Source organism: Trueperella sp. HMSC08H06 (genome assembly GCF_001808465.1).
In the GTDB taxonomy this organism is placed as follows: domain Bacteria; phylum Actinomycetota; class Actinomycetes; order Actinomycetales; family Actinomycetaceae; genus Trueperella; species Trueperella bernardiae.
Genome location: NZ_KV793356.1, coordinates 1 through 26185, shown reverse-complemented (window position 1 = coordinate 26185; position 26185 = coordinate 1). Strand labels below are relative to the sequence as shown.

Here is a 26185-nt window from a genome sequence, read left to right as displayed (position 1 = left end):
AGCTTGCCGGTGGCGTGTGGTAAGAATAGGCCGTGACTGAAAATACGAAGACCCCCATGACTCGTTCGTTGGAGAAGTCCACCTTGGAGATCGAGCGGCACGTGGCCACCGGCGGCTGGGATGCCCCGATCCGGCTCTTCGCCCTCGCACTCGCCAAGAATGCGCTCGCCCAGCATCCCGAGCTCGCCGGCGAGCTCCCATCGGACGTCCAGGCCGACGCGATCAACGACGAGACCACCCTGTTCTCCATCGAGCAGGAGGGCCTGCCCCCGGTGGATACGCTCGAGGAGCTCCTGGGCCGCATCGTCTGGCCCGCCGACGTCGATGGCGCGGCCCTCGCCGTGGAGCGCATCATTCTTCCGCCCAGCGCCGAGGTGACCCTGCCCGAAGACCCGGTCGAAGCCGAGAAGATGCTGGCCGAACACCCGGATCGGCAGGACGTGCGCATCGTCGCCTCCGTCCTTCGCACGGGCGAGAGCTGGTGCGCGATCCGCATGCGCAAGTTTGACGACGACGCCAAGGTCCTCTCCGGCGCCAACCTCATCCCCGGCATCGTCGAGGGGCTGAAGATGGGCTTCGCCGAGCAGCCCTAAGCGCTGGCTCAGCCTCCGCCGCCGGGCGGCGGGCCGCAGGCGCTTAGCCCTCCGGGTTCACTTCGGGCAGCGCCGAGCAGGGCGTGAGCGAGCTCGTGTCACCCGCGCCGATCGCCTCGACGGCGGCGATGGCCTGGTCGATCGTGCGCACGGCCCAGATATTCAGACCGTCGAGCTCGTACCCGATCGTCTCGGGGCAGTTGTAGGCGGGGGCAATGAAGTCCGTGGCGCCGGCCGCGCTTGCCCCCGCGAGTTTGTGGCGGATCCCCCCGATCGGCTCGATGTCGCCATCCCAGGCGATGGCACCCGTGCCGGCGATCACCGCATCCCCGCCCAGCGAGCCGGGCGTGACGGCGTCGTAAATGGCGAGGGTGAACATCGTGCCGGCCGAGGGCCCGCCGATCCCCTCCACCTCGTAGGTGGCCTGCGCGGGCAGCTGAACATCAGCGACCGAGACGTAGATTCCGAGCACCGAGCCGGGGTGGACCCAGCCGGTGACGTCGGGCTCGAAGCCTCGGGTCGTCGTCGTGACCTCTTGCTCCGAACCGTCGCGCTCGATCGTCAGCGTCACCTGCGTACCGGGCGCCGTATCGTCGAGCACGTTGGTCATCTGGCGGAAGGTTCCGATCGTGGCCGTGCGCTCCGGCGTCGTGATCGCGCGCAACACGTCGCCCTCCTGCAGGATCGCTTCTGCCGGGGAGCCCTCGGGCACGCCCGCCACGCTCAGCGTCATCGACACGTCCATCCCCGCCTCCTCGAAGGCGACCGCGGCGGCCGTGTCCTGCGAACTCGTCATGAGCTGAACGTTTTGCTCGTTGACCTCGCTCGAGGACACCTCCTTGGGATAGTACGCGCGCACCGGCACCACCTCGTCTGAGGTCAGGAGCGCCGAGGCCACCACGGCACCCGAGATGCCGGCGTCGGCGTTGCCCAAGGCGTTGACGGTGGTCATGAGGAAATGCGTGCCCGAATCGAAGGTCTGCGTGCCCCCGACCGTCACCAGGTTCTCCCCGTGCTCGGTCACGTCCAGGACCGGGCCGGGGCGCTGCACCATATACGACGACGGCAGCGCGGCACCCGCCGCGAGCAGAACGGCGAAGATGCCACCCGAGATGACGGTCTTGGAGGGGCGAGAAGTGAACATGTGATCCTCTTTCCGGAACTTCGCGCTCGGCGCACCGCCCCGCGTTGTCCGGTGCGGCGGACTGCTACTACCCTATAGTGAATCCAAGGAGGAAAAATGAGCAATAGCGACATGGGCCCGGGCAACGACGGTTGGCAGGACCGCCTACGCGCCATCCTCGGCCCGGAGGCCGCCGACCGGCTCATTGAGCAAATCAGGAATCAGGGCCAGGATCCGGATCAGTTCATGTCCCAGATGCTCAACCCAGCAAACCTCGCACTTGTGACGAATCAAATTCAGCAGATGCTCGGCTCCTCGGGCGAGGGGCCGGTGAACTGGAAGCTGGCCGAGCGCGTGGCGCGCGAAACGATCACCAATCAGCACCTTGATCGGCTCACCGCCGACACCGCCGATAGGACCCGCGCCTCCCTGCGCACGGCCTCCCTGTGGCTGGACGCCGCCACCGCCCTCGACCCGACGACGGGCCCTAACATGGCCCTGTCCCGCCTCGACATGCTGGCCCATTCCCTGTCCACCTTCCGCAGGCTGCTCGAGCCGGTGGGCTCCAACGTCTCGCGCGCCTTTTCTGAGATCTTCCGCGAGCAGGCCGAGCACATACCCCCACAGATGGCCGGCTTGTTCGGCGACCCGGGCGGCTTCGTGAACAAGATGATCGCCTCCGTGCTCGGCGTACAATACGGCGGGGCGCTGGCGGAGCTCGCGGCCGAGAGCTTCGGCTCCACCGACACGGGCGTTCCGCTCATGGAGGGGTCCTCGGCCGTGCTCGTGCCCACGAACGTGGCGGGCTTCGCCAAGGACCTCGAGATCCCGGACGAGGAAGTGCTGTTATTTGCCGCCGTTCGCGAGGCCGCCGCCGCGCGCCTCTACACGCGCGTGCCCTGGCTGCGCCCGCGAGTCATCGACACGATCGCCCAGATCGCCTCCGGCTTCGAGATCGACATGGAAACGATCGAGGAACAGGCCCGCGGCCTGACCGAAGGCATGTCCTTCGACCCGTCCTCCATGCCCGAACTCGACATGTCGAAGGTATTCGTGCTCGACCTGTCCGAAGAGCAGGAGGATTCCGTGGCGCGCCTTCAGCTCCTCCTGTCACTGGTGGAGGGCTGGGTCAGCGAGGTCACCGCCCGCGCCGTGGCACCGCACCTGCCCAACGCCGTGGCCCTGCGCGAACTGTTCACCCGCCGCTACGCCACCGACAACCCTGCCAAGCACGTGTGGCAGGCCCAGCTCGGCATCGAACTCACCCCGCGCCTGCAGCGCGAGGCCGCCGCCTTCTGGCAGCAGGCCGAGTTCCGCGTGGGGATCGACGAGCGCGACGCCCTGTGGGCTCACCCCGACCTCCTGCCCACCTCCGCCGCGCTCGACAACCCGGCCGCCTTCTTCGGCCCGGACGTGGCAAGCGTGGAGGCCGAGCTCGATTCCTTCCTCGAGGACCTCTTCAACGACGAGAACCAGGGCCAGGCCCCGCACGAGCCCGGCTTCGGCGACGTGGAGTAGCCCGGCTGGCAGAGGGCGGCGCGAGCTGAGAGAGCTCCGCGTAGGGCGAGGGCCGAGGGAGGCGAGTGCCACGAACGAGGCGAGTCCCGCGAGCGCGCGGCAGTTTTCCACAGCGGTGCATTGCCGGGGCCCGCGCCCGGCGTTTTGACTAGCGTGTGCCTCATGCAGCTGACCACTGGAGTGTTTTGGACGGGACCGTGGCGTGCCCAGATCGGGATCGACCCGCGCATCGGCCTCAGCCTTGACGGGCTGAGCAAGGCCGAGCTGTCGTTCGTCGACACCCTCACCCTCCCTCAGGAACGGCCCGAGGTGGAGGTGCGGGCCAAGGCCGCCGGCATCTCCCGAAAGCGGCTGGCCGCGCTGCTTGGGATGCTCACCGACGCCGGCGTGCTTGACCAGCGCCCCTCCTCCGGGGTGGACCACGCGCCGTGGCGGCGCATCCGGCAGGATTCGCCGCGCCGCCAGAACTGCCACGTCCACATCCACCGCGCCGACTACCTGGGCGCCGGCATCGCGATCGCGCTCGCCCGGTGCGGGGTGGGCAAGATTACTACAGACGACTCCGGCGCGGTAGGCTACAGCGATCATCCCACGATGACCTCGCTCGGCTTGGGCAGGGGGCGGGCCGCCGCGCTCAAGACCCTGCTGCGCCGGGAGGCGCCCACCATCCAGACCGCGGGGGTGGACATGGGGGTACGCCCGCCGGACGTGGTGGTGGTCAGCGGCACGTATGCCACCGACCCGGTGAGCGTGGGCATGTACCTGGGCCAGTCCGCGCCCGTCTACCAAACCTGGATCGAGGAGGTGGACGTGTTCGCCGGTCCGCTCTCAATCCCTCACGAGTCGGCGTGCGGCACTTGCCTCATGCTGCACCGCGCGGATGCGGACCCGAATTGGACCGACCTCATCCAGCAGGCCTGCTCGGCCACGCCCCTCATGCCCGAGTCTTCCTCGGCGATGATGGTGATCTCGCTGGCCGTGCGCGACATCGTGGCCTACCTGGACGGCGGGCCCGTACCCCACATGTGGAAGGTGGGGCCGGCACCGCATCCGCCCGAGCCGATGGTGCTCCAGCCCCACCCCAAGTGCGGGTGCACGCTCAGCACCGCGTGAACCGGCTTCGGCTAGCGCCCGAAGCCGATGGGCTTGTCCCCCACGATGGCGAGCAGGTCGAAGCCGTAGTCGGTGAGCTTGCGGGTACCGATCCCGCGCACACGGCCGAGCTCGGCCAGGTCGCGCGGCTTCTTCACGGCGATCTCGCGCAACGTCACGTCGTGCAAGATGAGGTGGGCGGGTTTGCCCGTCTCCTGCGCCTTGGCCAGCCGCCACATGCGCAGCTCCTCAAACAGCGCCACGTCGTCAGGATTCTCCGCCGCCCACTGCTCCTTGGCCGCCTTCGAGCTGGCCCGCCGCGAGCGCGTGGAGCGCGATTCGGGCTGGGGCCAGTGCTCGTCGAGAAAGCGGGTGAGTTTGCGCTTGGACCGGCCCCGGTTGCCTTCCGCATAGGAGATGAAGAGCTCTTCGCGTGCGCGGGTGATGCCCACGTAGAGCAGGCGGCGCTCCTCGGCCACCGCTTCGGGGCTGGAGGCGTGGGAGATCGGCATGAGCCCCTCGCTCATGCCGGCGAGGAACACGGCTCCCCACTCCAGACCCTTGGCGGCGTGGAGGGAGGAGAGGGTGACAGCGTTGGTGGTGGGTTCGTTGCCCAGCTCCGCGCGCTCCTCGAGCTCGGCCACGAACTCGGCCACGCTCGCGTGGCGCCTGTCCCACATGGCCTGGGCCAGCTTGAGCAGAGCGTTCTGGGACTCCCAGCGCTCCTTGGCCGCCCCCGCCTCGGGCGCCTCGGGCCGCCAGCCCATCCCAAAAAGCGTGTCCTCCACAATCTGCGGCAACTCCCCTGCCACCGCCCCACGCGCGGCGGCGCGCAGGGCCACCATCGCGTCCTTGACCTCGCGGCGCATGAAGAAGCGCTCCGACCCCTTCATCTCGTACGGGATGCCCGCATGGGCGAGCGCGGTCTCAAACTCCTGGGATTGGGCGTTCGTGCGGTAGAGGATCACCATGTCGGAAAAGTCCATGCCCAACTCGCGCAGGGTAAGCATCTTGCCGGCGATGCCGACCGCCTCGTCGGCGTCGTCGGCATACATGGAGTACGTGACGGGCCGGCCGGACTTTAGCGCCGAGACGAGCTGGACGGCGGCGGCGTTGTGGTCGGATTCGATGACGGCGTTGGCGAGCTCCACGATCTGCGGGGTGGAGCGGTAGTCGCGGTTGAGCTTGACCGTGCGCGCCCCGCGGAACTCCTGCGTGAAGCCCTCCAGATACCGGGCGGAGGCCCCGGTGAAGCTGTAGATGGTCTGCGACACGTCACCCACCACGCACAGGTCCCGCCGATCGCCCAGCCACAGCTGGAGCAGGCGGTGCTGCATGGGCGACACGTCCTGGTATTCGTCCACCACGAAGTGCTGGTACTGTTTGCGGATCGTGGCCGCGATGTCGGGCCGATCACGCATGATGCCAATAAGGATGACGATGACGTCCTCGAAATCAATGACGGCGCGCTCGGACTTGACCTCCTCATAGGCCCTGATGAGCGCGGCGATCTCCGCGTGCGAATAGCCGGCCACCTCCGGGCGAAGCTGGGAGGCGGCCTCGCGTTCGTAGTCCCCCGGCGCGATGAGCGAGACCTTCGACCACTCGATCTCGGCCGCCATGTCGCGCACCGAGACCTTGTCCACGCTCATTCCCAGCCGGGCGGCGGCGCTCGCCACCAGGTTGACCTTCGACTCCTTGATCTCCGGCACCCGCCCGCCGATCGCGTTCGGCCAGAAATAACGCAGCTGGCTCAGCGCCGCCGAGTGGAAGGTGCGGGCCTGGACGGTGGGCACCCCCAGGTCGCGTAATCGCGAGCGCATCTCACTGGCCGCCCGGTGGGTGAAGGTGACGGCCAGGATGTTCGTGGGCCGCTGCTGGCCCGAGTGCACGGCATAAGCGATGCGGTAGGTGATCGCGCGGGTCTTGCCTGTGCCGGCGCCGGCCAGCACCGCCATCGGCCCGCTCACGTTTTCGGCCACCTCGCGCTGGCGCGGGTCCAGGTGGCTCAGTAGCTCCTCGGCATCAAACACGTGCCCCTCCTCTTTCTAGCGGTCCGCCCAGCCAGTCCTCGATGAGGGCGCGAGCCACGGACGTGGGCCCGGGCATCGAGGCGGGGTTGTCCGCGTACATCTGGCGTAGCTCGGCGCGCGTGACGAACATGGCCTCCACCACCTCCACGCCGTCGGGCCTCAGCTCCGGCGCCTCCTGCGCCGTCCAACCGCGGAAGCCCACCATGAGCGAGCGCGGGTAGGGCCAGGGCTGGGAGGCGAAGTATTCCAGGCGCCCCACCTCGATCCCTGCCTCCTCCAGGACTTCGCGGCGCACCGCGTCCTCCAAGGTCTCCCCGGCCTCCACGAAGCCGGCCAGGGTGGAAAAGCGCCCGGCGGGCCAACTGCGGTTACGCCCGAGTAGCAGGCGGTCCGCCCCGTCCCGGATCGCCATGATGACCGCCGGGTCCATGCGCGGGAAGATCACGTGTCCGCCCGGGCAGCGCATCTGCCAACCCGATTCGACCAGCTCTGCGCGCTGCCCGCACATGGGGCAGTACGGCGTGCCATGCCAGTTGAGGAGCGCCATCGCTTCCATCGCCAGCGCCGCCTCGGCCTCGTTCAGCAGGTGGCCAACCTCCCGCAACGGCGCGAAGCGCAAGCCGGCCAGCTCGCCCTGCCACGCGCGATCAACGCTGAGCGCCCCAGCATCGACGCCGAAGTACGGCCGCCCCTCGAACACGCCGAGGTAGGACGGTTCAGGCGCGCCCAGCTGCTGGAACTGGCCGCGCGTCAAAAACACGAGCGCACCGTCGAACGGCACGTCCCCCTCCTGAATTAAGAGGTATCGTCCGCGCGGATCGGCCAGCCCCGCCCGCGGATCAGACCTGCTCTCCGCGTCCCGCTGGCCGATCGCCCGCCGCTCGCTCAATTTTCCGTACATCGTGCCTCCTTCCCCCTCCACTCTACTGCGCCCCTCCGACACTGCCGGAGGCCAGCCCGCTACCGATTCACACCATAAACTGCCACAATAGGGTTCGTGACTTCCCAGCAATCCACAAAGCCCGTGTCGCGCTATACCGCGCGCGAGCCCGAGCCGTCGTTGCCCGTCACGGGCCCGGTTCGCCTCGGCGCGCACCTTACCGGCCATGGGGTCGACGTCGCCGTCATGGCCTCGCACGCTACGGCAGTGGACGTCTGCTTCGTGGACGCAAGCGCCTACCACACCTCCGAGCGCCGCTTCCGCCTGCGCCGCGGTGACCACGGCGTGTGGTCGGGGCACGTGCCCGGCATCCGCGCCGGCCAGGCCTACGGTTTTCGCGTGCACGGGCGCTGGGACCCGGCCCAGGGCCTCCTGCACAACCCCGCCAAGATCCTCCTCGATCCCTACGCGCGCGCCATCACCCGCACCCCCGAACTCCACCCGGCGCTCTACTCGCACGTCGTCGACGCCGACCTCAAGCCGGACCCGTCACACCAGGCCGACCAGCGCGATTCGGCGGAGGTAACGGCGCTCGGCGTCGTGGTCGAAGATCAGCCCCTGGAGATCCATCGGCCGAACGTGCCGTGGGACCAGACGGTCATCTACGAGGCGCACGTGGTCGGGCTGACGAAGGCCCTGCCCGGCATCCCCGAGGAGCTGCGCGGCACGTACGCCGGCGCCGCCCACCCTGTCACGATCAACCATCTCAAGAGCCTGGGCGTCACCGCGATCGAGTTCCTGCCGATCCACGCGAAGATGAGCGAACCCTTCCTGTCCGTCCAGGGAAAGGAAAACTACTGGGGGTACAACACCCTAAGCTTCTTCACCCCCGAGCCCTCCTACGCGATGGAATCCTCCCGGGCCGCCGGGCCGCAAGCGGTGATCGACGAGGTCAAGGGCATGGTCAAGCTCCTGCACGACGCGGGGATTGAGGTGCTGCTCGACGTCGTGTACAACCACACGTGCGAGGCAGGCTCCGATGGGCCCACCGTGTCCTGGCGCGGGCTGGACAACTCGATGTACTACCGCCACGATTCCCAGCGGCCGGGCCAGCTCATCGACACCACCGGTTGCGGCAACTCCCTTGATTTCCGCCGCATGCCGGTCATCCGGCTGACCCTGGATTCGCTGCGCTACTGGGTGGAGCACATCGGGGTGGACGGTTTCCGCTTCGACCTTGCGGTCACGCTCGGGCGCGAGGGCGATTCGTTTAACCACATGCACCCGCTCTACGTGGCAATGGCCACCGACCCGATCCTGTCCCAGGTCAAGCTCATCAACGAGCCGTGGGACCTGGGGCACGGCGGCTGGCGCACCGGCCAGTTCCCGCCGCCGACCGCGGACTGGAATGACCGCTTCCGCGACACACTGCGCTCGTTTTGGGTCACGGAGCCGGCCGCGATCGTCCACGGTGGCCAGGGCGGGGACCAGCGCGACCTCGCCACCCGCATCGCCGGCTCGGCGGACCTGTTCGGGCACGGGCGCATGCCCGGCGGGCGCGGGGTGTATTCCTCGGTCAACTTCATCACCGCCCACGACGGCTTTTCCATGTATGACCTGGTGAGCTACAACCACAAACACAACGAGAGTAACGGCGAGGACAACCGAGACGGCACGGACAACAACCGCTCGTGGAACCATGGGGTGGAGGGCGAGAGCGCCGACCCGAAGATCCTGGCCGCGCGTCGTCAAACCATGCGCAACCTTTTCGCTTCCCTCTTCTTCTCCGTGGGCACGCCGATGATCGCCGCCGGCGACGAGCTGATGAAGACCCAGGGCGGCAATAACAACGCCTACAGCCAAAACGGCGCGGTTTCGTGGATCGACTGGGACCTCGACCAGGACCAGCGCAACATGTTCGACACGGTGGCCTACCTGCTGCGCCTGCGCCGCGACCACCGCACCTTCCGCCCCACGACCTTCTACACGGGCAACACCGCCGACGGCGACGTGATCCCCGACATCACCTGGCTCGACTACACCGGCCAGATGATGCCCGACTACAAGTGGTTTGACCCGAACGTGCGCCTGTTGCAGGCCCTGCGCTCGGGCTTCGGGCAGGACGCGGACGCGCTGATCGTGGCGAACGGCAACGTCACCTGGCGCGTGGTGCAGCTCCCGCAGGGGCGGGGCAACCCGTTCCGTCTCGAGTGGCGTTCCACCTGGGAGACTCCGCGCCGATCGACGCCGACGTACGCGCCCGGCGCCCTCACGCGCGTGCCCCCGCTCTCACTGACACTGTTCTTCGCCAACCCGGCCTAGAAGTTTCGAAACGTCGAGGCGGCCACCTATCATGGGGGCATGACTGATCGCGCTAGCTTTGACATGTCCGATGCCTCCCTCGATCACGCTCGCTCGGTGAGCGCGAAGATCGATCGGGCCATTGCCGAGGACCCTTCCCAGTTCCGTGTGCTCACGGGCGCCCGCCCCACGGGCAACCTGCACATCGGTCACTACTTTGGAGCGCTTCGCAATTGGGTGGACATCCAACGCCGCGGGGTCGATACCTGGCTGCTGATCGCGGACTACCAGGTGATCACCGACCGCGATGAGACGGGCTCGATCCGCGATTCGGTCTACTCCCTTCTCACCGACTACCTGGCGATCGGCATGGATCCGGAGGCGACCACGATCTTCGCCCACTCCCAGGTGCCCGAGCTCAACGAGCTCCTCCTGCCCTTCCTTTCCCTCGTGACCGACGCCGAACTGCGCCGCAACCCCACCGTCAAGGCCGAGCTTGAGGCGACGGGCGGGCGACCCATGTCCGGCCTGCTGCTGACCTACCCGGTCCACCAGGCGGCCGACATCCTGTTCTGCAAGGCCAACCTGGTGCCGGTTGGCAAGGACCAGCTCCCCCACCTGGAGCAGGCGCGCGTGATCGCGGACCGATTCGAGGCCCGTTACGGCCACAAGAGCGAGTCCCGTGTGTTCCCGCGCCCGCAGGGCCTGCTGTCCGAGGCCGAGTCGGTGCTCGGGCTGGACGGGGCGAAGATGAGCAAGTCGCGCCACAACACGATCGAGCTGGGGATGAGCGCGGATGAGACGGCCAAGCTCATTAAGAAGGCCGTGACCGATTCGGAGCGCTTCATCACGTTTGATCCGGAGGGCCGCCCCGAAGTGTCCAACCTCCTGCTGTTGGCGGGCCTGGCCACCGGCCGCGACCCGCGCGAGATCGCTGAGGAGATCGGCAACGGCGGCGGCGGGACCCTGAAGAACGTCGTCACCGAGGCCCTCAACGAACACCTGGCACCCCTGCGCGAACGCCGCGCCGAGCTTGCAAACGACCCGGCCTACCTCACCTCCGTGCTCGAGCGCGGAGTGGCCCGGGCCCGCGAGCAGGCGGCGCAGACACTCGCGGAAGTTCACGACGCGCTTGGCATGCGTTACTGACGTTTTCTTGCAACAATCCTGGACCAATTTGGAGACGCTTTTTTCGCGGGTATCCTTGGAGCGTTAGGTCTCGTGGACGTCCACGCTTCACTGAAGGGGTTTCATGACTCACGATAATTTGACCGCGACAATTGCGGGCCAGGTCCGTTCCGTCTCTGGCAAGAACGTCCTTTCCGCCACACTGCAGGAATACTGGCAGGGCACCGCGGCCGCCGTCGTCGACCACCTTGCCGACAACTGGCAAAAGACCGAGGAGCGCTACAACGCCTCGCGCATGCAGCACTACTTCTCGGCCGAGTTCCTCATGGGCCGGGCGCTGCTCAACAACCTCAACAACCTGGGGCTGGTCGAGGAAGCCGAACAGGCCCTGGGCGCGTTCGGCCAGAACCTGAGCGACGTCCTGGAGGAGGAGCACGACGCCGCGCTTGGTAACGGTGGCCTGGGCCGCCTAGCCGCGTGCTTCCTCGACTCGTCGGCCACCCAGAACCTGCCCGTGCGCGGGTATGGCATCCTGTACCGCTACGGCCTGTTTAAGCAATTCTTCGAGGACGGCAACCAGGGCGAAGAGCCCGATCCGTGGATGGAGGAGGGCTACCCCTTCGTCATCCGCCGTGAGGAGAACGTCAAGTTCATCAACTACGCCGACCTCAAGGTCCGCGCGATCCCCTACGACATGCCGATCACCGGATATGGCACCGACAACGTGGGCACGCTGCGCCTGTGGAAGGCCGAGCCGATGGCCGACTTCGACTACAACGCGTTTAACTCGCAGGATTTCACGGGCGCGATCGTGGAGCGCGAGCGGGTCAACGACATCTCGCGCGTGCTCTACCCCAACGATTCCTCCTTCGAGGGCAAGGTGCTGCGCGTGCGCCAGCAGTACTTCTTCTGCTCGGCCTCCCTCCAGCAGATCGTGGACAACGAGCTGGCCCAGCGTGGAACGCTGAAGGATTTCGCGACGTTCAACTCGATCCAGCTCAATGACACCCACCCGGTTCTCGCCATCCCCGAGCTCATGCGTATCCTCATGGATGACCACGATTTCGGGTGGGACGAGGCGTGGGAGATCGTGCGCGGCACGTTCGCCTACACGAACCACACGGTGCTGGCCGAGGCGCTGGAGACCTGGGAGGTGTCGATCTTCGACCGGCTCTTCCCGCGCATCCGCGAGATCATCTTCGAGATTGACCGCCGCTTCCGCGAGGAGATGGCAAAGGCCGGCTTCGACCAGGGCAAGATCGACTACATGGCACCCGTGTCTGGCAACCGCATCCGTATGGCGTGGATCGCCTGCTACGCGGCCTTCTCGATCAACGGCGTAGCCGCCCTCCACACGGAGATCATCAAGGCCGACACGCTCAAGGACTGGTACGACGTGTGGCCGGAGAAGTTCAACAACAAGACCAACGGCGTGACTCCGCGCCGCTGGCTTGACCAGTGCAACCCGCGCCTGTCCGCCCTGCTCACCGAGCTGCTGGGCAACGACGAGTGGGTACGCGACCTGGACCTGCTGAAGAACCTCGAGGGCTACCTCAACGACGCCGACGTGCTCGACCGCCTAAATGCGATCAAGCACGCCAACAAGGTGGACTTCGCCGCGTGGATCAAGCACCGCCAGGGCATCGAAGTGGACCCGGACGCTATCTTCGACACGCAGATCAAGCGCCTGCACGAGTACAAGCGCCAGCTACTCAACGCCTTCTACATCCTTGACCTGTACTTCCAGATCAAGGACGACCCGTCGATGGAGGTGCCCCCGCGCGTGTTCATCTTCGGCGCGAAGGCCGCCCCCGGTTACGTGCGTGCGAAGGCGATCATTAAGCTGATCAACACGATCGGCGAACTGGTCAATAACGACGACGACGTGGCCGGCCGCCTCAAGGTGGTCTTCGTGGAGAACTACAACGTTTCCCCCGCCGAGCACATCATCCCGGCCACCGACATCTCCGAGCAGATCTCCACCGCCGGCAAGGAGGCCTCGGGCACGGGCAACATGAAGTTCATGATGAACGGCGCGCTCACGCTGGGCACCATGGACGGTGCGAACGTGGAGATCGTGGACGCGGTGGGTAACGACAACGCCTACATCTTCGGCGCCACGGAGGACGAGCTGCCCGAGCTGCGCAAGACGTACGACCCGCGGCGCACGGCCGCCGAGGTCCCCGGCCTACAGCGTGTCATGGATGCGCTGGTGGACGGCACGCTCGACGACGGCGGCACGGGGCTGTTCCACGACCTGCACAATTCGCTGTTCGACGGCTGGGGCGGCGCGGACGAATACTACGTGCTGGGCGACTTCGCCTCCTACCGCGAGACCCGCGATAGGGTGGCGGCTGACTACTTCGCCGACCGTCGCCACTGGGCGGCGATGTGCTTGAAGAACATCATCGAGTCGGGCCGCTTCTCCTCTGATCGCACGATTCGGGATTACGCCCGCGAGGTGTGGAAGATCGAGCCACAGAAGATCTGACGTGTAAAAGCGATCTGATCCCACGGGGTGCCCGCGCGATTGCGCGGGCACCACTGCGTTTCTAGGCGCTACTTGAGGGCAACCCCGTAGAGCATGTCGCTCGGGGGAAGCGCCGGGCAGGCCTCGAGGACGTCGTCGTGGCCGCCCTCGGCTTCGAGAGCAGGCTGGAGGTCGGTGGGGAACCACTCCCGCCCCGAGCCGTCCTCGGCGAAGAAGTTCTGCACGTAGGATTCACGCGAGGGGCGCTTGGAGACGTCCGTCGCATAGCCGTAGCCCTCCAGGCACGGAATCATGTACTCGTTCCAGTAGTCGTAGACGAGCCCGACCTGCTCGGCTGACCAGTCGCGGGCGAGGGCCGGGTCGAAGGGAAACTGCATTTGGCACGTGTATCCCGCCAGCTGGAATGCCCGTTCTTGCAACTCGGGATACTTACCATAGGACAGGCCGCCCGTTTGAAGTGCTTTGGCGCTAAAGCCGGCGTCGGTCATACACTCGGCCATCTTCTTTTCTTGTTCTCGGAACGAATCGTAATAGGCGACGACGGGCACATCAGGCAGGCTCTCAAGCAGCTCGGGATCCGTGACGAATTGCCGTGCAACCTCTTTGCGGGTCTGATCCTTCTCGTCCTCGGTCAGCGAGGGGCGCGTAATGGTGACGGTTGGCTCCCACGCCTTGGGATCCCAGTCCCGCGACGGCCCCTCCGAGGTCCCCGTGCCCTCGGACGTCGGGGCGTCGGGCTGTTGTGCCTGGGGAACGGAACAACCCGCGAGCAAAACAGTCACAAGTACGGCACAGAAAGGCTTACGCATGAAAACCATCCTTTAAAGCAATCTGTTATCAACTATGGCAAATCAGACTGAATCTTGCCTTCCTACCAAGGCAGTAGTAGGTATCCTTGATCGAAGAATGCCCGACATTTAACCTGAAAGTACCTATTTCAGTGATGATAGAAGGGATAATCTCATGAAGAGATTTGGTAGAGTCGTTGCTGCGACCATGATGTCGGTAGCGCTCGTATTTGGCGCTACAATGCCTGCTTCGGCTGGTACAAAATCGGGGACTCATTCTTGCGCAACAATCGCAAGGAATGCTGTCAGAGGTGAGCAACAGCGTTTCGCTACTATGACTCTTAAACTCGGCGGTTCGACCGTTTACTCGAAGTACGGCGAGTATGTGGGATGGGGATACACCACATCTGGAGGGACCAAGACGTGGTCTGCAAGTTCGCCATGGCTACTCTGGTAAGGCACCTACGCTACGTGCGCGCCTAAGATCATCAACTAGTTGATTCTGAGTAGCGAACCAACACCGCAAGTTCAGGCCTCCCGCTTGATCCAGAACGCTGCGCATGTAAGGGAACCCGTATGAAAGGTTTTCGTGCTCTCGCGACACTCCTCGGCGCCGTCGTCGTGCTCGCCGGCGTCTTCTGGGCGGGGTACACCGTCGCGTCCCCGAGCTCCGCACCTACCAAGGACGCCGCGCCCACCACGGTCGAGGCCACGTCGGGAACGATCGAGCACAAGATCGTCCTCACGGCGAGCGTGAGCAGGCAGGCGCTCCCCCTGACGGTCAACGCGCTGGAGGGCTACGTCCTCAAGGTCACGGACGCCTCCACTGCCTCACAGGGCGACATTCTCTACCAGGTCGACGCCCGGCCCGTCTTCGCCGTCGTCGGCTCTACCCCATTCTGGCGCGACCTCGCGCCCGGCGACTCGGGCGACGACGTCGCCCAGCTCAACCAGATGCTGGTCGACACCGGCTTCCTCGCCGAACCTGGGCAGAAGTTCACCGCGGCCACGCGGGCGGCGATGAAGGCCCTGCTCGCCGAGCATGGCGCCGGCTTCGACGACGTGGTGCCGATCGGCCAGCTCATCGCCATCCCCTCCGAGGCGACCCCGGTCATGATCGATAGGTCGATCCTCTATCCGGGCGCCCGGTTATCCGGCGGGGAGCGGGCGATCTCTATCCTGGACCGCGATCCGAGCTTCGCTATGATCGTCACCCCCACCCAGGCGGGAATGATCCCACCCGGAACGACGGTGCGCGTCCACCACGGTGAGCTGACGTGGGACGGGGTGGTCGGCCAGTCCAGCACCACCGACGAGGGCATCTCGCTCGAGTTGCTCGGCGCCGACGGCGGGCTCGTCTGCGGCGAGGAATGCGACGCCCTCCCGCCCACCGCCACGGCCTCGCTGCTGACCGACGTCGTCCTCGTCCCTCCTGCCACGGGCGTGACCGTCCCGGTGGCCGCGATCAGCACCCACGCCGACGGCACCACCAGCGTGACCCGCGTGGCGGGAGATGCGCAGGAGAGCGTGAACGTCACGGTCGTGGGCGTCTCGGGCGGCCTCGCGGTTGTCGAGGGAGTGGAGGAAGGCGACACGCTCCTGTTGTCGGGGCCGCAGGAGGAGGAGTCGTGACCGGGATCCTCACCGTCACGGACCTCACCTTTCGCTACAAGGCCTCCCTGCCCGAGCTCTTCGACGGCCTGACCCACGACTTCGAGGCCGGCGTGACGGCGGTGACCGGCCCGTCCGGCCGCGGGAAGTCCACGCTCCTCTACATCCTGGGCATGTTGTTGCGCCCGACGTCGGGCACGATCCGGCTACGCGGGAGGAACCTCACCACGCTCAAGGACCACGAGATCTCCTCCGTGCGGGCACGCGAGTTCGGCTTCGTCTTTCAAGATTCCGAGCTCGACCCGGCACGCCCGATGATCGACTCGGTGATCGAGCCCGGGCTGTATGCGGGCGCGCGCCGGGCCGACCTCCTTGAGCGCGCCCGCCGCCTCCTAGCGGAGGTCGGCCTGGAGGAACGGGCCACCCACCGCCCGGCCCAGATCTCGGGCGGCCAGGCGCAACGAGTGGCGCTGTGCCGGGCGCTGGTCAACGACCCGGCCGTCGTGCTCGCCGACGAGCCGACAGGCAATCTCGACCCCGCAAATTCCGCGATCGTCCTCGACGCGCTCGGCGACATGGCGGCGTCCGGGCGCGCCGTCGTCATCGCCACGCACGACCCGGTGGTGCTGGAACGCGCGGACAGGGTGCTCGCCCTATGAACATCGCCGAACTCCTCGCCGAATCCTGGCGCGCCTTCCGCTCCTCTCCCGTGGCGGCCCTCCTCATCGCCTTCCTGACCGCCGGCATGGGCGCCATTACAATGGCGAGCGCGGGCTCGAACGCCGCCACCTACGATTCCATCAGCGAGTCGCTCAACGCCCCCGAGGCGCGCACGTTCAAGCTCACCGACGGCGAGCAGCAGGTGATCGGGATGCCGATCGTGGACTCGGTGCGCTCGCTGTCCTCGGTCGAACGCGCGCTGGCCATGACCACCCCGCAGGACATCGTAGCCGGCAACCTCGGCCAGGACTCGACGCCCGTGCCACTGTCCCACATCGCCGGCGACGTCGACGGCGCGCTCACACTCACCTCGGGCCGGATGCCCGACCCCCACGAGGTCGTCATCGGCCCCGGGGCGCTCGACGCGCTCCGGCTTGTCGACGGGGTGGGCTACGTGGAGTCCCCCGCCGGGGAGCAGTGGGCGGTGGTCGGCACTTTCGCGGCGCGACCCCCGTTCACCGACCTCAACTCCTACGCCATCTCTACCGAGGAGGCCGGCGCCTACGCACGCCTGCACGTGGTGGCACGCAGCCTCGAGGTGCTCTCGGGCATGGAGCGGGACGTCTCCGACGTCGTCGGCGAATTCCCAGGGATCGAGATCGCCAAGCAGTCGGCGGCGGCGTCGGCAGCCGAATCGCTCAAGGTTATGGGGATCCTGCGTAGCTCGGGCACTGCAAACGTGGCGCAGACGATGGGAGCCGGGCTGCTTATCGTGTTTGGCGTCGTGTTCGCCGACGTCCTCCTCCACGCCCGCGATCTTGGACGACGCCGCACGCTCGGCATCACCCGCTCTCAGCTCGTAGCCTTCGTCCAGTTGCGCGTGGCCTACTCCGCGTTACTGGGCGCCGCGGCCGGCGTGCTGGGCGCGCACATCGTGCTCGCAACCCGCGGCGTGGCCGTGCCCTGGACGTTTGCGCTGGCAACCTTCATCCTGACGGTCACTGCGGCGGTGTTCGCGGCGTTCACGCCCGGCGTTGTTGCCGCCTACCGCGATCCCGTCACCGTGATGCGCACGCACATGTAGCATTTCGATACCGGCTGATTGCGGCAGTAAAGTTGCGGCCTTTGGCATAGGATGAAAAACGTGACTAGCAACGATTTCACCCAGCCCGCTGTTCCTGCTTCTGCCGCTGAAGCCGCCACGAAGGCGCCTGCTGGCAAGGCTCCTGCCGTTGCAAAGGCGCCGGCGAAGAAGCCCGCAGCGCGCAAGCCGCGCGCCACCACGCGCCGCACCACCAAGGCCACAAAGGCCGCCGAGGCGCCCACGCTGGGCCGCATCCCGATCGTCGACGTCCAGCCGAGCCTGCAGAACGGCGCGTGGCCGGCGAAGGGCACGCAGGGCGAGGCATTCCCCGTCACCGCCACGGTGTTCCGCGAGGGCCACGACCAGTTTGGCGCTGCCGCCGTGCTCGTGGATCCGGAGGGGCGCGAGGTGCAGGAGTCGATCATGTACGACTCCCACCCGGGGCTCAACATTTACAAGGGCTGGCTCACCCCCACCCACCCGGGCACGTGGGAGTTTTTCGTGCGCGCGTGGTCTGACCCGGTTGCCACGTGGTACCACGACGCCGACATCAAGCTCAACGCCGGTCAGGACACGGAGCTGGTATTCCTCGAGGGCGCGCGTGTGCTCACCCGCGCGATGGAGAAGATGCCGGCGCGTAGCGAGGAGCGCAAGATCCTGCGCGATGCAATCTCGGTGATGAAGCGTGACCGGGTGGCGATCAACCTGCGCTTCGCCGCGGCCACCTCGGAGGACGTGCGCCGGGCGCTCGCCACCTACCCGTTGCGTGACCTGGTCACGGAATCGGCGCGGCTGAAGGTGAACGTGGACCGCGAGCGCGCGCTCGTGGGCTCGTGGTACGAGTTCTTCCCGCGCTCGGCGGGCTGCTACTACGACGCGGCGGCTGAGAAGTGGGTGTCGGGCACGCTGAAGACCGCCGCTGAGGCGCTGGATCGTATCGCGGCGATGGGCTTCGACGTCGTCTACCTCACCCCGATCCACCCGATCGGTGAAACGAACAAGAAGGGGCGCAACAACTCCCTCGATTCCATCCCGGAGGATCCGGGATCGCCGTACGCGATCGGTTCTGCCGACGGCGGCCATGACGCGATCCACCCGGACCTGGGCACGTTCGAGGACTTCGACGCGTTTGTGGCACGCGCCCGGGAGCTGGGCATGGAGGTGGCGCTCGACATCGCGCTCCAGTGCTCCCCCGATCACCCGTGGTTGAAGGAACACCCGGAGTGGTTCACCACGCGCGTGGATGGCACGATCGCCTACGCGGAGAACCCTCCGAAGAAGTACCAGGATATCTACCCGCTGAACTTCGATAACGACCCGGAGGGGATCTACCAGGAGATCAAGCGGATCCTGAAGCTGTGGGTCTCCCACGGGGTGACGCTCTTCCGCGTAGATAATCCGCACACGAAGCCGGTCATGTTCTGGAAGCGCCTGCTGGAGGAGTTCCGGGCGGAGCATCCGGAGGTCATCTTCCTGGCCGAGGCGTTCACGAAGCCGCCGATGCTGCAGACCCTGGGCGCGGTGGGCTTCCACCAGTCCTACAACTACTTCGCGTGGCGGAATGAGAAGAAGGAGATCGAGGACTACCTGTGGGAGCTCTCGGCGGAGTCGGATTCGCGGGTGCGTCCGGCGTTTTGGCCGACGACGCACGACATCCTCACCCCGTACATGCAGCGCGGCGGCGTGCCGGCTTTCAAGATCCGGGCCATCCTCGCCGCTACCGGCTCGCCAACCTGGGGCATCTACTCGGGATACGAGCTGGCGGAGAACGTGGCGCGCCCGGGTGCGGAGGAGCAGATCGATAATGAGAAGTACGAATACAAAAGCCGGGACTGGTCCTCGGCTGAGGCGTTTGGTATCTCGGACCTGCTGACCAAGTTGAACGACGTGCGTAGCCGCCACCTGGCGCTGCGCCGCCTGCGCAACGTGCGGATCAACCCCACGAATAATGACAACATTTTGTGCTTCAGCAAGGTCTCCCACCCGGAGGAGTCGGCGGATGGCTCGGTGGACATGGTGATCGTAGTGCTCAATCTCAACCCATTCGAGACCCACTCGGCCACTATTGACCTCGACCTGTCAGTCTTTGGCACGTCGGCCCGCTGGGACGGCTCACCGGCGATCGAGGTCTATGACGAGCTGACGGGCGCCTCCTTCCGCTGGAACGACCGCCCGTACGTGAACCTCGACCCGAACGGGACGGTCGCACATATCCTCTCTGTCAAGGTTCTCTAACCGAAAGGTGGCTTAGTGGCCAACGCGCACTTCGACTCTGGTCATTTCCCCGGGCTGTCCGACGATCCGGACTGGTTCAAGACGGCGGTCTTCTACGAGGTCCTGCTTCGTGCGTTCGGGGATTCGACGGGGAAGGGGTCCGGTGACCTCCGCGGCCTCATCGAGCACCTGGACTACCTGCAGTGGCTGGGCGTGGATTGCCTGTGGATCCCTCCCTTCTACCCCTCACCCATGCGCGACGGCGGGTACGACGTCTCGAACTTCACGGCGATTGCGCCCGAGTACGGCACGATCGAGGAGTTTGGCGAGCTGATCGAGGAGGCCCACCGGCGCGGGATCCGCATCATCATTGACCTGGTGGTCAACCACACCTCGGATCAGCACCCGTGGTTCCAGTCCTCGCGCTCGAATCCGGATGGCCCGTTCGGCGACTTCTACGTGTGGAGCGACGACGACACGGCCTATTCGGACGCCCGCATCATTTTCATTGACACGGAGGCGAGCAACTGGACGTTCGATCCGGTACGCCGCCAGTATTTCTGGCATCGCTTCTTCTCCCACCAGCCGGACCTCAACTACGAAAACCCGCAGGTGCGTGAGGCGATTAAGGACGTGGTGCGCTTCTGGGCCCGGCTTGGGATTGACGGTTTCCGGCTCGACGCCGTGCCCTACCTGTTTGAGGAGGAGGGCACGAACGGGGAGAACCTGCCGCGCACGCACGCCTACCTGGCGGAGTTACGCGCCATGCTGGATGAGGAGTTCCCAGGCAAGATCATGTTGGCTGAGGCCAACCAGTGGCCGGAGGACGTGGTGGAGTACTTCGGGGATGAAGAGACTCCGGAGTGCCACATGTGTTTCCACTTCCCCGTCATGCCGCGCATCTACTACGCGTTACGCGACCAGCGGGCCACCGCGATTCGTGACATCTTGAATGCCAGCCCCGCGATCCCGGCGAGCTCCCAGTGGGGTACGTTCTTGCGCAACCATGACGAGCTGACGCTCGAGATGGTCTCCACCGAGGAGCGGGCCAAGATGTATGGCTGGTATGCGGAGGACCCGCGGATGCGGGCGAACGTGGGCATCCGGCGTCGTCTGGCGCCTCTGCTCGGCAACTCGCGCGCGGAGATCGAGCTGGCCAACGCACTCTTGCTCTCGCTGCCCGGTTCGCCGTGCTTGTACTACGGGGATGAGATCGGGATGGGCGACAACATTTGGTTGCCGGACCGTGATTCGGTGCGCACGCCCATGCAGTGGACCCCGGACCGCAACGCGGGCTTCTCCACCGCCGACCCGGGCAAGCTCTACCTGCCCACAATCCAGTCGCTCGTCTACCACTATCAGGCGATCAACGTGGAAGCGCAGCTGGCCCAGCCGGCGTCGTTGTTGCACTGGATGCGAGGGGCGTTGCAGGTGCGCCGCCGCTACCCGGTGCTCGGCAACGGCGACTTCGAGCTGCGCGAGTCGGGCAACGAGGCGGTGCTATCCTTCACCCGCGCGAACTCCGAGCAGGCGATGCTGTGCGTAATGAACATGGCCAACACGGCGCGCGCCGCGGTGGTCGAGGTGCCGCAGTACGCGGGGTGGAACGTGCGCGACGTGTTTGGCGGCGCCGGCTTCCCCGCGATCGGTGAGGACGGCCGCTACCCGATGACCCTCGGCTCGCGCGACTTCTTCTGGTTCGAGCTGACCCCGCCCGGGGAGGGCGAGTCGGCGCCCGTGGAGGGTGATAGCGCGTGATCGGCACGATCGAAGCCACGCTCGGCGCCGTGACGCCCGAGGCGCTCGCCGGCGTGACGCGGGAGTGGATGACGAGCGCTCGGTGGTTCACCGGCAACCCGGGAGATGAGCTCGAGTTCGGCCCGAGCGCCCTGCTCGCCGACGGCGCGGCCCGCACGGAGATCTTCCTGGTCCGCTCCGGAGAGCTGATGTTCTCGGTGCCGCTGACGTTCCGGGAGCGCACCGGGGCGGTCGACGTCTTTGATGCCACCGACGACGCCGATGGCCAGGCCGCCCTGCTCGGCGCGGTTTACACCGGAGCACTGTCCGGGGATGGCCTGACCCTCGAGGCCCACCCGATCCGGCCCGCCGCGCCCGTGGCGAGCGCGGCCAAGCTGACCTCGGAGCAGTCGAACACGTCGATCATCTACCGCTTCGCCGAGCTGGATGAGACGGGCTCGGCCGGGATTATCCTCAAGGTCTTCCGCGTGCTGTCGGAGGGGGCGAACCCCGACGTCGAGCTGCAAACCGCGCTGGACGCCGCCGGCTCGCGCGCGGTGCCCCGCCAGTACGGATCGGTGACCGGGGCGTGGGGCGCGGCGAGCACCGACATGCTCGTGGCCCAAGAGTTCCTCGCGGGGGCAACCGACGCGTGGCAGGTGCTGCGGGGACAACTGGAGACGACGGCGTCGTTCGCGCAATGCGGCGAAATCGTGGCGCTGGGCAAGCTCACGCGCGACATTCACCGCCAGCTCGCCGAGGCCTTCCCCACGGTGGAAGCGACGCCGGCGATGCGGGCCGAGATCGTGGACCAGTGGCGCAAGCGCGCCCGGACGGCCCTTGCCCAGGTGCCCGCGCTTGCCGACTACCGCGACCGGATCGAGGCCGTGTTCGCCGGGGCGCTCGAGGAGCACTGGCCCCCGTTGCAGCGCATCCACGGCGACTACCACCTGGGCCAGGTGTTGAACGCCCCGGGGCGGGGCTGGGTGGCGCTGGACTTCGAGGGCGAGCCGCTGCGCCCGCTTGCCGAACGCGTGCACCCGGACCTGGCCCTGCGCGATGTGGCCGGCATCCTGCGCTCGTTCGACTACGCCGGGGGCTCGGCCGAACTCGCCGGCGGGAACCGGGCCGAACTGGAGGCGTGGACGCGGAGCGCGCGGGAGGCGTTCATGGCCGGATACGGGCAGATCGAGACCTCCGAACAACGCCTGCTCGACGCCCTAACCTTGGACAAAGCCCTGTATGAGGTGAGCTATGAGGTGGCGAGCCGACCCACCTGGTTGGAGATTCCCGTGCGCGGAGTACTTCGCCTGATCGGCGCCCAGGACAACTAATCCGACGTAGAATATTGCCATTAGCCAGCACGATGAAGGAAGCCTGACATGACTGAACCCGTACCGATGTCTGTCTCCCATGACGTTCTTGACGCCGTCTCAAATGGAATTCACCATTCGCCGCATGACGTCCTTGGGCCGCACACCAACGGTGAAACCGTCACGATCCGCGTGAGTCGCCAGCTGGCAGACTCGGTGACGATCGTGACCCCCGACGCCGAATACCCCGCCGCCCACGAATGGAACGGCGTATGGGTGGTGGCGATCCCGGGCGGGGAGGTTCCCACCTACCAGGTGCGCGCCACCTACGGCGACTTTGAGGCCACCACCGATGACGGCTACCGTTTCCTTCCCACCATCGGTGAGGTGGACCGCTACCTGTTCTCCGAGGGCCGCCACGAGCAGCTGTGGAAGGTGCTCGGCGCTCACGTGCAGACCTATGACACGCCGATGGGCCCGGTGCACGGCACCAGCTTCTCGGTGTGGGCACCCAACGCGCGCGTCGTGCGCGTGATTGGCGACTTCAACTCGTGGAGCGGCGTGTCTGCCGCGATGCGCACCATGGGCACCTCCGGCATCTGGGAGCTCTTCATCCCCGGTGCCGAGGACGGCCAGCGCTATAAGTTCGAGATCCAGTACGCCGACGGCAGCTGGCACCAGAAGGCTGACCCGATGGCTCGGCGTACGGAAATCCCGCCGTCGACGGCCTCGATTATCACCGAGTCCCACTTCGAGTGGGATGACGAGGAGTGGATGGAAGGGCGCGCGAAGACGGATCCGCACGCCGGCCCGGTGTCGGTCTACGAACTGCACCTGGGCTCCTGGCGCCACGGCCTGTCCTACCGCGACGCCGCCGAACAGCTCATCGGCCACCTGAAGTACACGGGATTCACCCACGTGGAGTTCATGCCACTGGCCGAGCACCCGTTCGGGCCGTCGTGGGGATACCAGGTCACCTCCTACTACGCCCCCACCGCGCGCTACGGCCATCCGGACGAGCTGCGCTACCTCATCTCCGAGCTACACAAGGCCGGCATCGGCGTCATCATGGACTGGGTGCCCGCCCACTTCCCCAAGGACGAGTGGGCGCTCGCCCGCTTCGACGGCACGCCGCTGTACGAGGACCCGAACCCGCTGCGCGGCGAGCAGCCGGACTGGGGCACCTACGTGTTCAACTTCGGCCGGCGCGAGGTGCGCAACTTCCTCGTGGCCAACGCGCTGTTCTGGCTGGAGGAGTTCCACGTGGACGGGCTGCGCGTGGACGCCGTCGCCTCCATGCTCTACCTCGACTACTCGCGCCAGGATGGCCAGTGGCAGCCCAACGTGTACGGCGGGCGGGAAAACCTCGAGGCGATCTCCTTCATCCAGGAAGCCAACGCCACCGCCTACCGTACGCACCCGGGCATCATGATGATCGCCGAGGAATCGACGTCGTGGGGCGGAGTCACCGGCATGACAGATCAGGGCGGCCTCGGGTACGGCCTGAAGTGGAACATGGGGTGGATGAACGACACCCTGCACTACATGGAAGAAAAGCCGATCAACCGCAAGTGGCACCACGGGGAGCTCACGTTCTCGCTGGTCTACGCATTCTCCGAGCAGTTCCTGTTGCCGCTCTCGCATGACGAGGTGGTCCACGGCAAGGGTTCCCTGTACGGCAAGATGCCCGGCGACCACTGGCAGAAGCTGGCCGGCGTGCGCCTGTTGCTCGGCTACCAGTGGTCCCACCCGGGCAAGAAGTTGCTGTTCATGGGCCAGGAGTTCGCCCAGATCGATGAGTGGAACTCGGGCAAGAGCCTCGACTGGTGGCTCACCGACAACCCGGGCCATGACGGGGTGATGGCCTGCGTCAAGCGCCTCAACGAAATCTACCGCGAGCACCCCGCCCTGTGGAGCGACGACTTCACCAACCACGGATTTGAGTGGATCGAAGTCAACGACTCGGACCACAACGTGCTGGCCTACCTGCGCAAGTCCAAGGACGAGGACGACTTCGTGGTGGCGGTGTGCAACTTCTCCGGAGTCCCGCACAACGACTACCGCATCGGGCTGCCGTTCGAAGGCGTGTGGGAGGAGATTCTCAACACCGACGCGGTCGAGTACGGCGGCTCGGGCGTGGGCAACCTCGGCCAGGTAGAGACCGAGCCGGTGGAGCACGCGGGCCGCGCCCACTCGGCGATCGTGCAGCTGCCGCCCTACGGCGTGGTGTACCTGACGCCGAAGCGGGCGTAGCGGCTGGCCGGAAGCCGGCGATTTCACAACACTGGACGGTTTCGGGGCTATCTTCGTATGCGAGGAGATAGCCCCGAAACCGTCCAAACTTTTTGATCGGTCCCTTGGCGGTGTGATGGTCGAGCGACAACGGTGTGGATCTGCTGGGCCGACAGTTTCACATGTACTGTCATGTGAACCGATTTGGCACCGCTGGTTCGCTAAGTGAAATAATCGTATATATGTGGACAAAGACTGATGTTTCCCGACGTAATTATAAGGTTGCCGCGCTCGTTGGCCTGATCGGCGGAATCGTCTCCGCGATTGTGAAGTTCGGCTGGGAGGTCCCCCTCCCGCCGCGCACCCCCGAGCGCAACGCGACCAACCCGCCGCAGGCATTCCTGGAGCTGCTCGGCTTCTCCGACCAGACCACGCACGCCTCCTACACCTTCAATGGCAACGAAGGCCTGCCGTGGGTGTCCTTCCTCATCCACTTCGGCTTCGCCATCTTCTTCGCGGTGCTCTACTGCCTGATCGCCGAGGTCTACCCGGGCATCAAGCTGTGGCAGGGCGTCGCCTTCGGCGTGTTCCTGTGGTTCGTTTTCCACGCGGTGCTCATGCCGGCCATGGGTGTGGTCCCGGCACCGTGGAACCAGCCGTGGGAGGAGCACCTGTCAGAGATCCCCGGGCACGCGATCTGGATGTGGGTGATTGAGATCATCCGGCGCGACCTGCGCAACCGCATCACCGGTCAGCCTGACCCGGAGGTCGCGCTCGCCACGCGCTAATCATCACCGGGCTGGGTCAGCCCAAACTTCAACGGGCTTCAGCCCAAGCAACGACCAGTGGGCCGCTCAGCCGAGCGGCCCACTGTATTTACCATTTGCTTCCCAGTCGCCCACTGGCAAAGGTTAAACGGGTTGTTGATCGATCGAAAGGTAGCCGAACACAGTGCGACAACAGGCCGCCGCCAATTAAGCTTCGCCCAAGCCCGAGTCCAGATACACCACTCTTAAGGACGCAACCGGGGCGCAACCCGATTACATCCATACTCTGTTGGAGAGGGTCAGATCAATCCGTTCCGCGAATGGGTAGCGTTCACTCATTATCAGATGCAATCTTTATCACACCTACAGGAAGGAGGTGAAGACGATGCTACTCGCGCTCTTACGAAAGCTGGGATTCGGCACATTTACTCCGATGGACGATAAGTGCCCGTAGCGTAGTCGAATCGTACCCGGCCTGCTCTAGGTCGACTGTCTGTTAGCCAGCAAAGCTGACTAACAGACACAATAGTGTTTTGGAGGATGCATAGCACGGTTTCAGAGGGAGAAAACACTCGTACGTCTCGTGCAGTTTGGGCTTGCCCGCTTGTTGTTGACGGTTT

The 26185-nt window shown here is 66.0% G+C and carries 18 protein-coding genes; 14 read left to right on the top strand and 4 right to left on the bottom strand.

All coding sequences use genetic code 11. The annotated features are described in order from the left end of the window. Positions 1-56 precede the first annotated feature (56 nt). Positions 57-593, top strand: coding sequence for a PPA1309 family protein (locus HMPREF3174_RS05540; RefSeq protein ID WP_062613490.1), 537 nt, complete (start codon positions 57-59; stop codon positions 591-593). A gap of 43 nt (positions 594-636) precedes the next feature. On the opposite strand, the gene HMPREF3174_RS05535 is transcribed toward HMPREF3174_RS05540, so the two are convergent. Beyond that, complete coding sequence (locus tag HMPREF3174_RS05535; protein ID WP_062613489.1) at positions 637-1737, bottom strand: YlbL family protein; 1101 nt, start codon at positions 1735-1737, stop codon at positions 637-639. 96 nt (positions 1738-1833) lie between these two features. On the opposite strand from HMPREF3174_RS05535, the gene HMPREF3174_RS05530 reads away from it, so the two are divergent. Then, positions 1834-3234 carry a zinc-dependent metalloprotease gene (locus HMPREF3174_RS05530; RefSeq protein WP_236698660.1) on the top strand — a complete coding sequence of 467 codons (1401 nt, stop codon included), beginning with the start codon at positions 1834-1836 and terminating at the stop codon, positions 3232-3234. 162 nt (positions 3235-3396) lie between these two features. After that, on the top strand, positions 3397-4347 hold the full coding sequence (locus HMPREF3174_RS05525) for a hypothetical protein (protein WP_070446402.1): 951 nt from the start codon (positions 3397-3399) through the stop codon (positions 4345-4347). A gap of 11 nt (positions 4348-4358) precedes the next feature. On the opposite strand, the gene HMPREF3174_RS05520 is transcribed toward HMPREF3174_RS05525, so the two are convergent. Continuing rightward, entirely contained in the window at positions 4359-6359 is a 2001-nt protein-coding gene (locus tag HMPREF3174_RS05520) for an ATP-dependent DNA helicase UvrD2 (protein WP_070448170.1), read from the bottom strand. After that, positions 6352-7260, bottom strand: a complete 909-nt coding sequence (gene nudC, locus HMPREF3174_RS05515; RefSeq protein WP_068538705.1) for an NAD(+) diphosphatase — start codon at positions 7258-7260, stop codon at positions 6352-6354. The genes HMPREF3174_RS05520 and nudC overlap by 8 nt, the downstream gene beginning before the upstream one ends. 96 nt (positions 7261-7356) lie before the next feature. Between nudC and glgX the strand changes: the two genes are divergently transcribed. The 3 genes from glgX (at position 7357) to HMPREF3174_RS05500 (ending at position 13159) form a co-directional block, all read left to right on the top strand. Continuing rightward, positions 7357-9561 (top strand): glycogen debranching protein GlgX, encoded by a 2205-nt coding sequence (gene glgX, locus HMPREF3174_RS05510; protein WP_083281138.1) that lies wholly within the window; start codon positions 7357-7359, stop codon positions 9559-9561. Between the two features lie 39 nt (positions 9562-9600). Continuing rightward, positions 9601-10689 carry a tryptophan--tRNA ligase gene (trpS, locus tag HMPREF3174_RS05505; protein ID WP_070448169.1) on the top strand — a complete coding sequence of 363 codons (1089 nt, stop codon included), beginning with the start codon at positions 9601-9603 and terminating at the stop codon, positions 10687-10689. Positions 10690-10792: 103 nt separating this feature from the next. Further along, on the top strand, positions 10793-13159 hold the full coding sequence (locus tag HMPREF3174_RS05500; protein ID WP_068538703.1) for a glycogen/starch/alpha-glucan phosphorylase: 2367 nt from the start codon (positions 10793-10795) through the stop codon (positions 13157-13159). A gap of 68 nt (positions 13160-13227) precedes the next feature. Here the strand turns inward: HMPREF3174_RS05500 and HMPREF3174_RS05495 are convergent, their stop codons facing one another. After that, entirely contained in the window at positions 13228-13968 is a 741-nt protein-coding gene (locus HMPREF3174_RS05495) for a hypothetical protein (RefSeq protein ID WP_062613482.1), read from the bottom strand. 555 nt (positions 13969-14523) lie between these two features. On the opposite strand from HMPREF3174_RS05495, the gene HMPREF3174_RS09565 reads away from it, so the two are divergent. From HMPREF3174_RS09565 to HMPREF3174_RS05455, 8 genes are all read left to right on the top strand, one after another. Then, positions 14524-15579 carry an efflux RND transporter periplasmic adaptor subunit gene (locus tag HMPREF3174_RS09565; protein WP_068538702.1) on the top strand — a complete coding sequence of 352 codons (1056 nt, stop codon included), beginning with the start codon at positions 14524-14526 and terminating at the stop codon, positions 15577-15579. After that, positions 15576-16217: an ABC transporter ATP-binding protein gene (locus HMPREF3174_RS05485; RefSeq protein ID WP_236698659.1), complete on the top strand. Its 642-nt coding sequence runs from the start codon at positions 15576-15578 to the stop codon at positions 16215-16217. Before HMPREF3174_RS09565 ends, HMPREF3174_RS05485 begins: the two co-directional genes overlap by 4 nt. Next, positions 16214-17302: an ABC transporter permease gene (locus HMPREF3174_RS05480; RefSeq protein WP_062613480.1), complete on the top strand. Its 1089-nt coding sequence runs from the start codon at positions 16214-16216 to the stop codon at positions 17300-17302. Before HMPREF3174_RS05485 ends, HMPREF3174_RS05480 begins: the two co-directional genes overlap by 4 nt. Positions 17303-17353: 51 nt before the next feature. Further along, positions 17354-19537 (top strand): alpha-1,4-glucan--maltose-1-phosphate maltosyltransferase, encoded by a 2184-nt coding sequence (locus tag HMPREF3174_RS05475; RefSeq protein ID WP_062613479.1) that lies wholly within the window; start codon positions 17354-17356, stop codon positions 19535-19537. Between the two features lie 15 nt (positions 19538-19552). After that, the gene (treS, locus tag HMPREF3174_RS05470; protein ID WP_062613478.1) at positions 19553-21274 is read left to right on the top strand and encodes a maltose alpha-D-glucosyltransferase; all 1722 of its coding nucleotides are present in this window, start codon (positions 19553-19555) and stop codon (positions 21272-21274) included. Continuing rightward, positions 21271-22587 carry a phosphotransferase gene (locus HMPREF3174_RS05465; RefSeq protein WP_070448168.1) on the top strand — a complete coding sequence of 439 codons (1317 nt, stop codon included), beginning with the start codon at positions 21271-21273 and terminating at the stop codon, positions 22585-22587. The genes treS and HMPREF3174_RS05465 overlap by 4 nt, the downstream gene beginning before the upstream one ends. Before the next feature lie 66 nt (positions 22588-22653). Further along, positions 22654-24819: a 1,4-alpha-glucan branching protein GlgB gene (gene glgB, locus HMPREF3174_RS05460; protein WP_236698668.1), complete on the top strand. Its 2166-nt coding sequence runs from the start codon at positions 22654-22656 to the stop codon at positions 24817-24819. A 221-nt stretch (positions 24820-25040) separates the two neighbouring features. Then, positions 25041-25586: a YagU family protein gene (locus HMPREF3174_RS05455; protein WP_062613475.1), complete on the top strand. Its 546-nt coding sequence runs from the start codon at positions 25041-25043 to the stop codon at positions 25584-25586. Positions 25587-26185 lie beyond the last annotated feature (599 nt).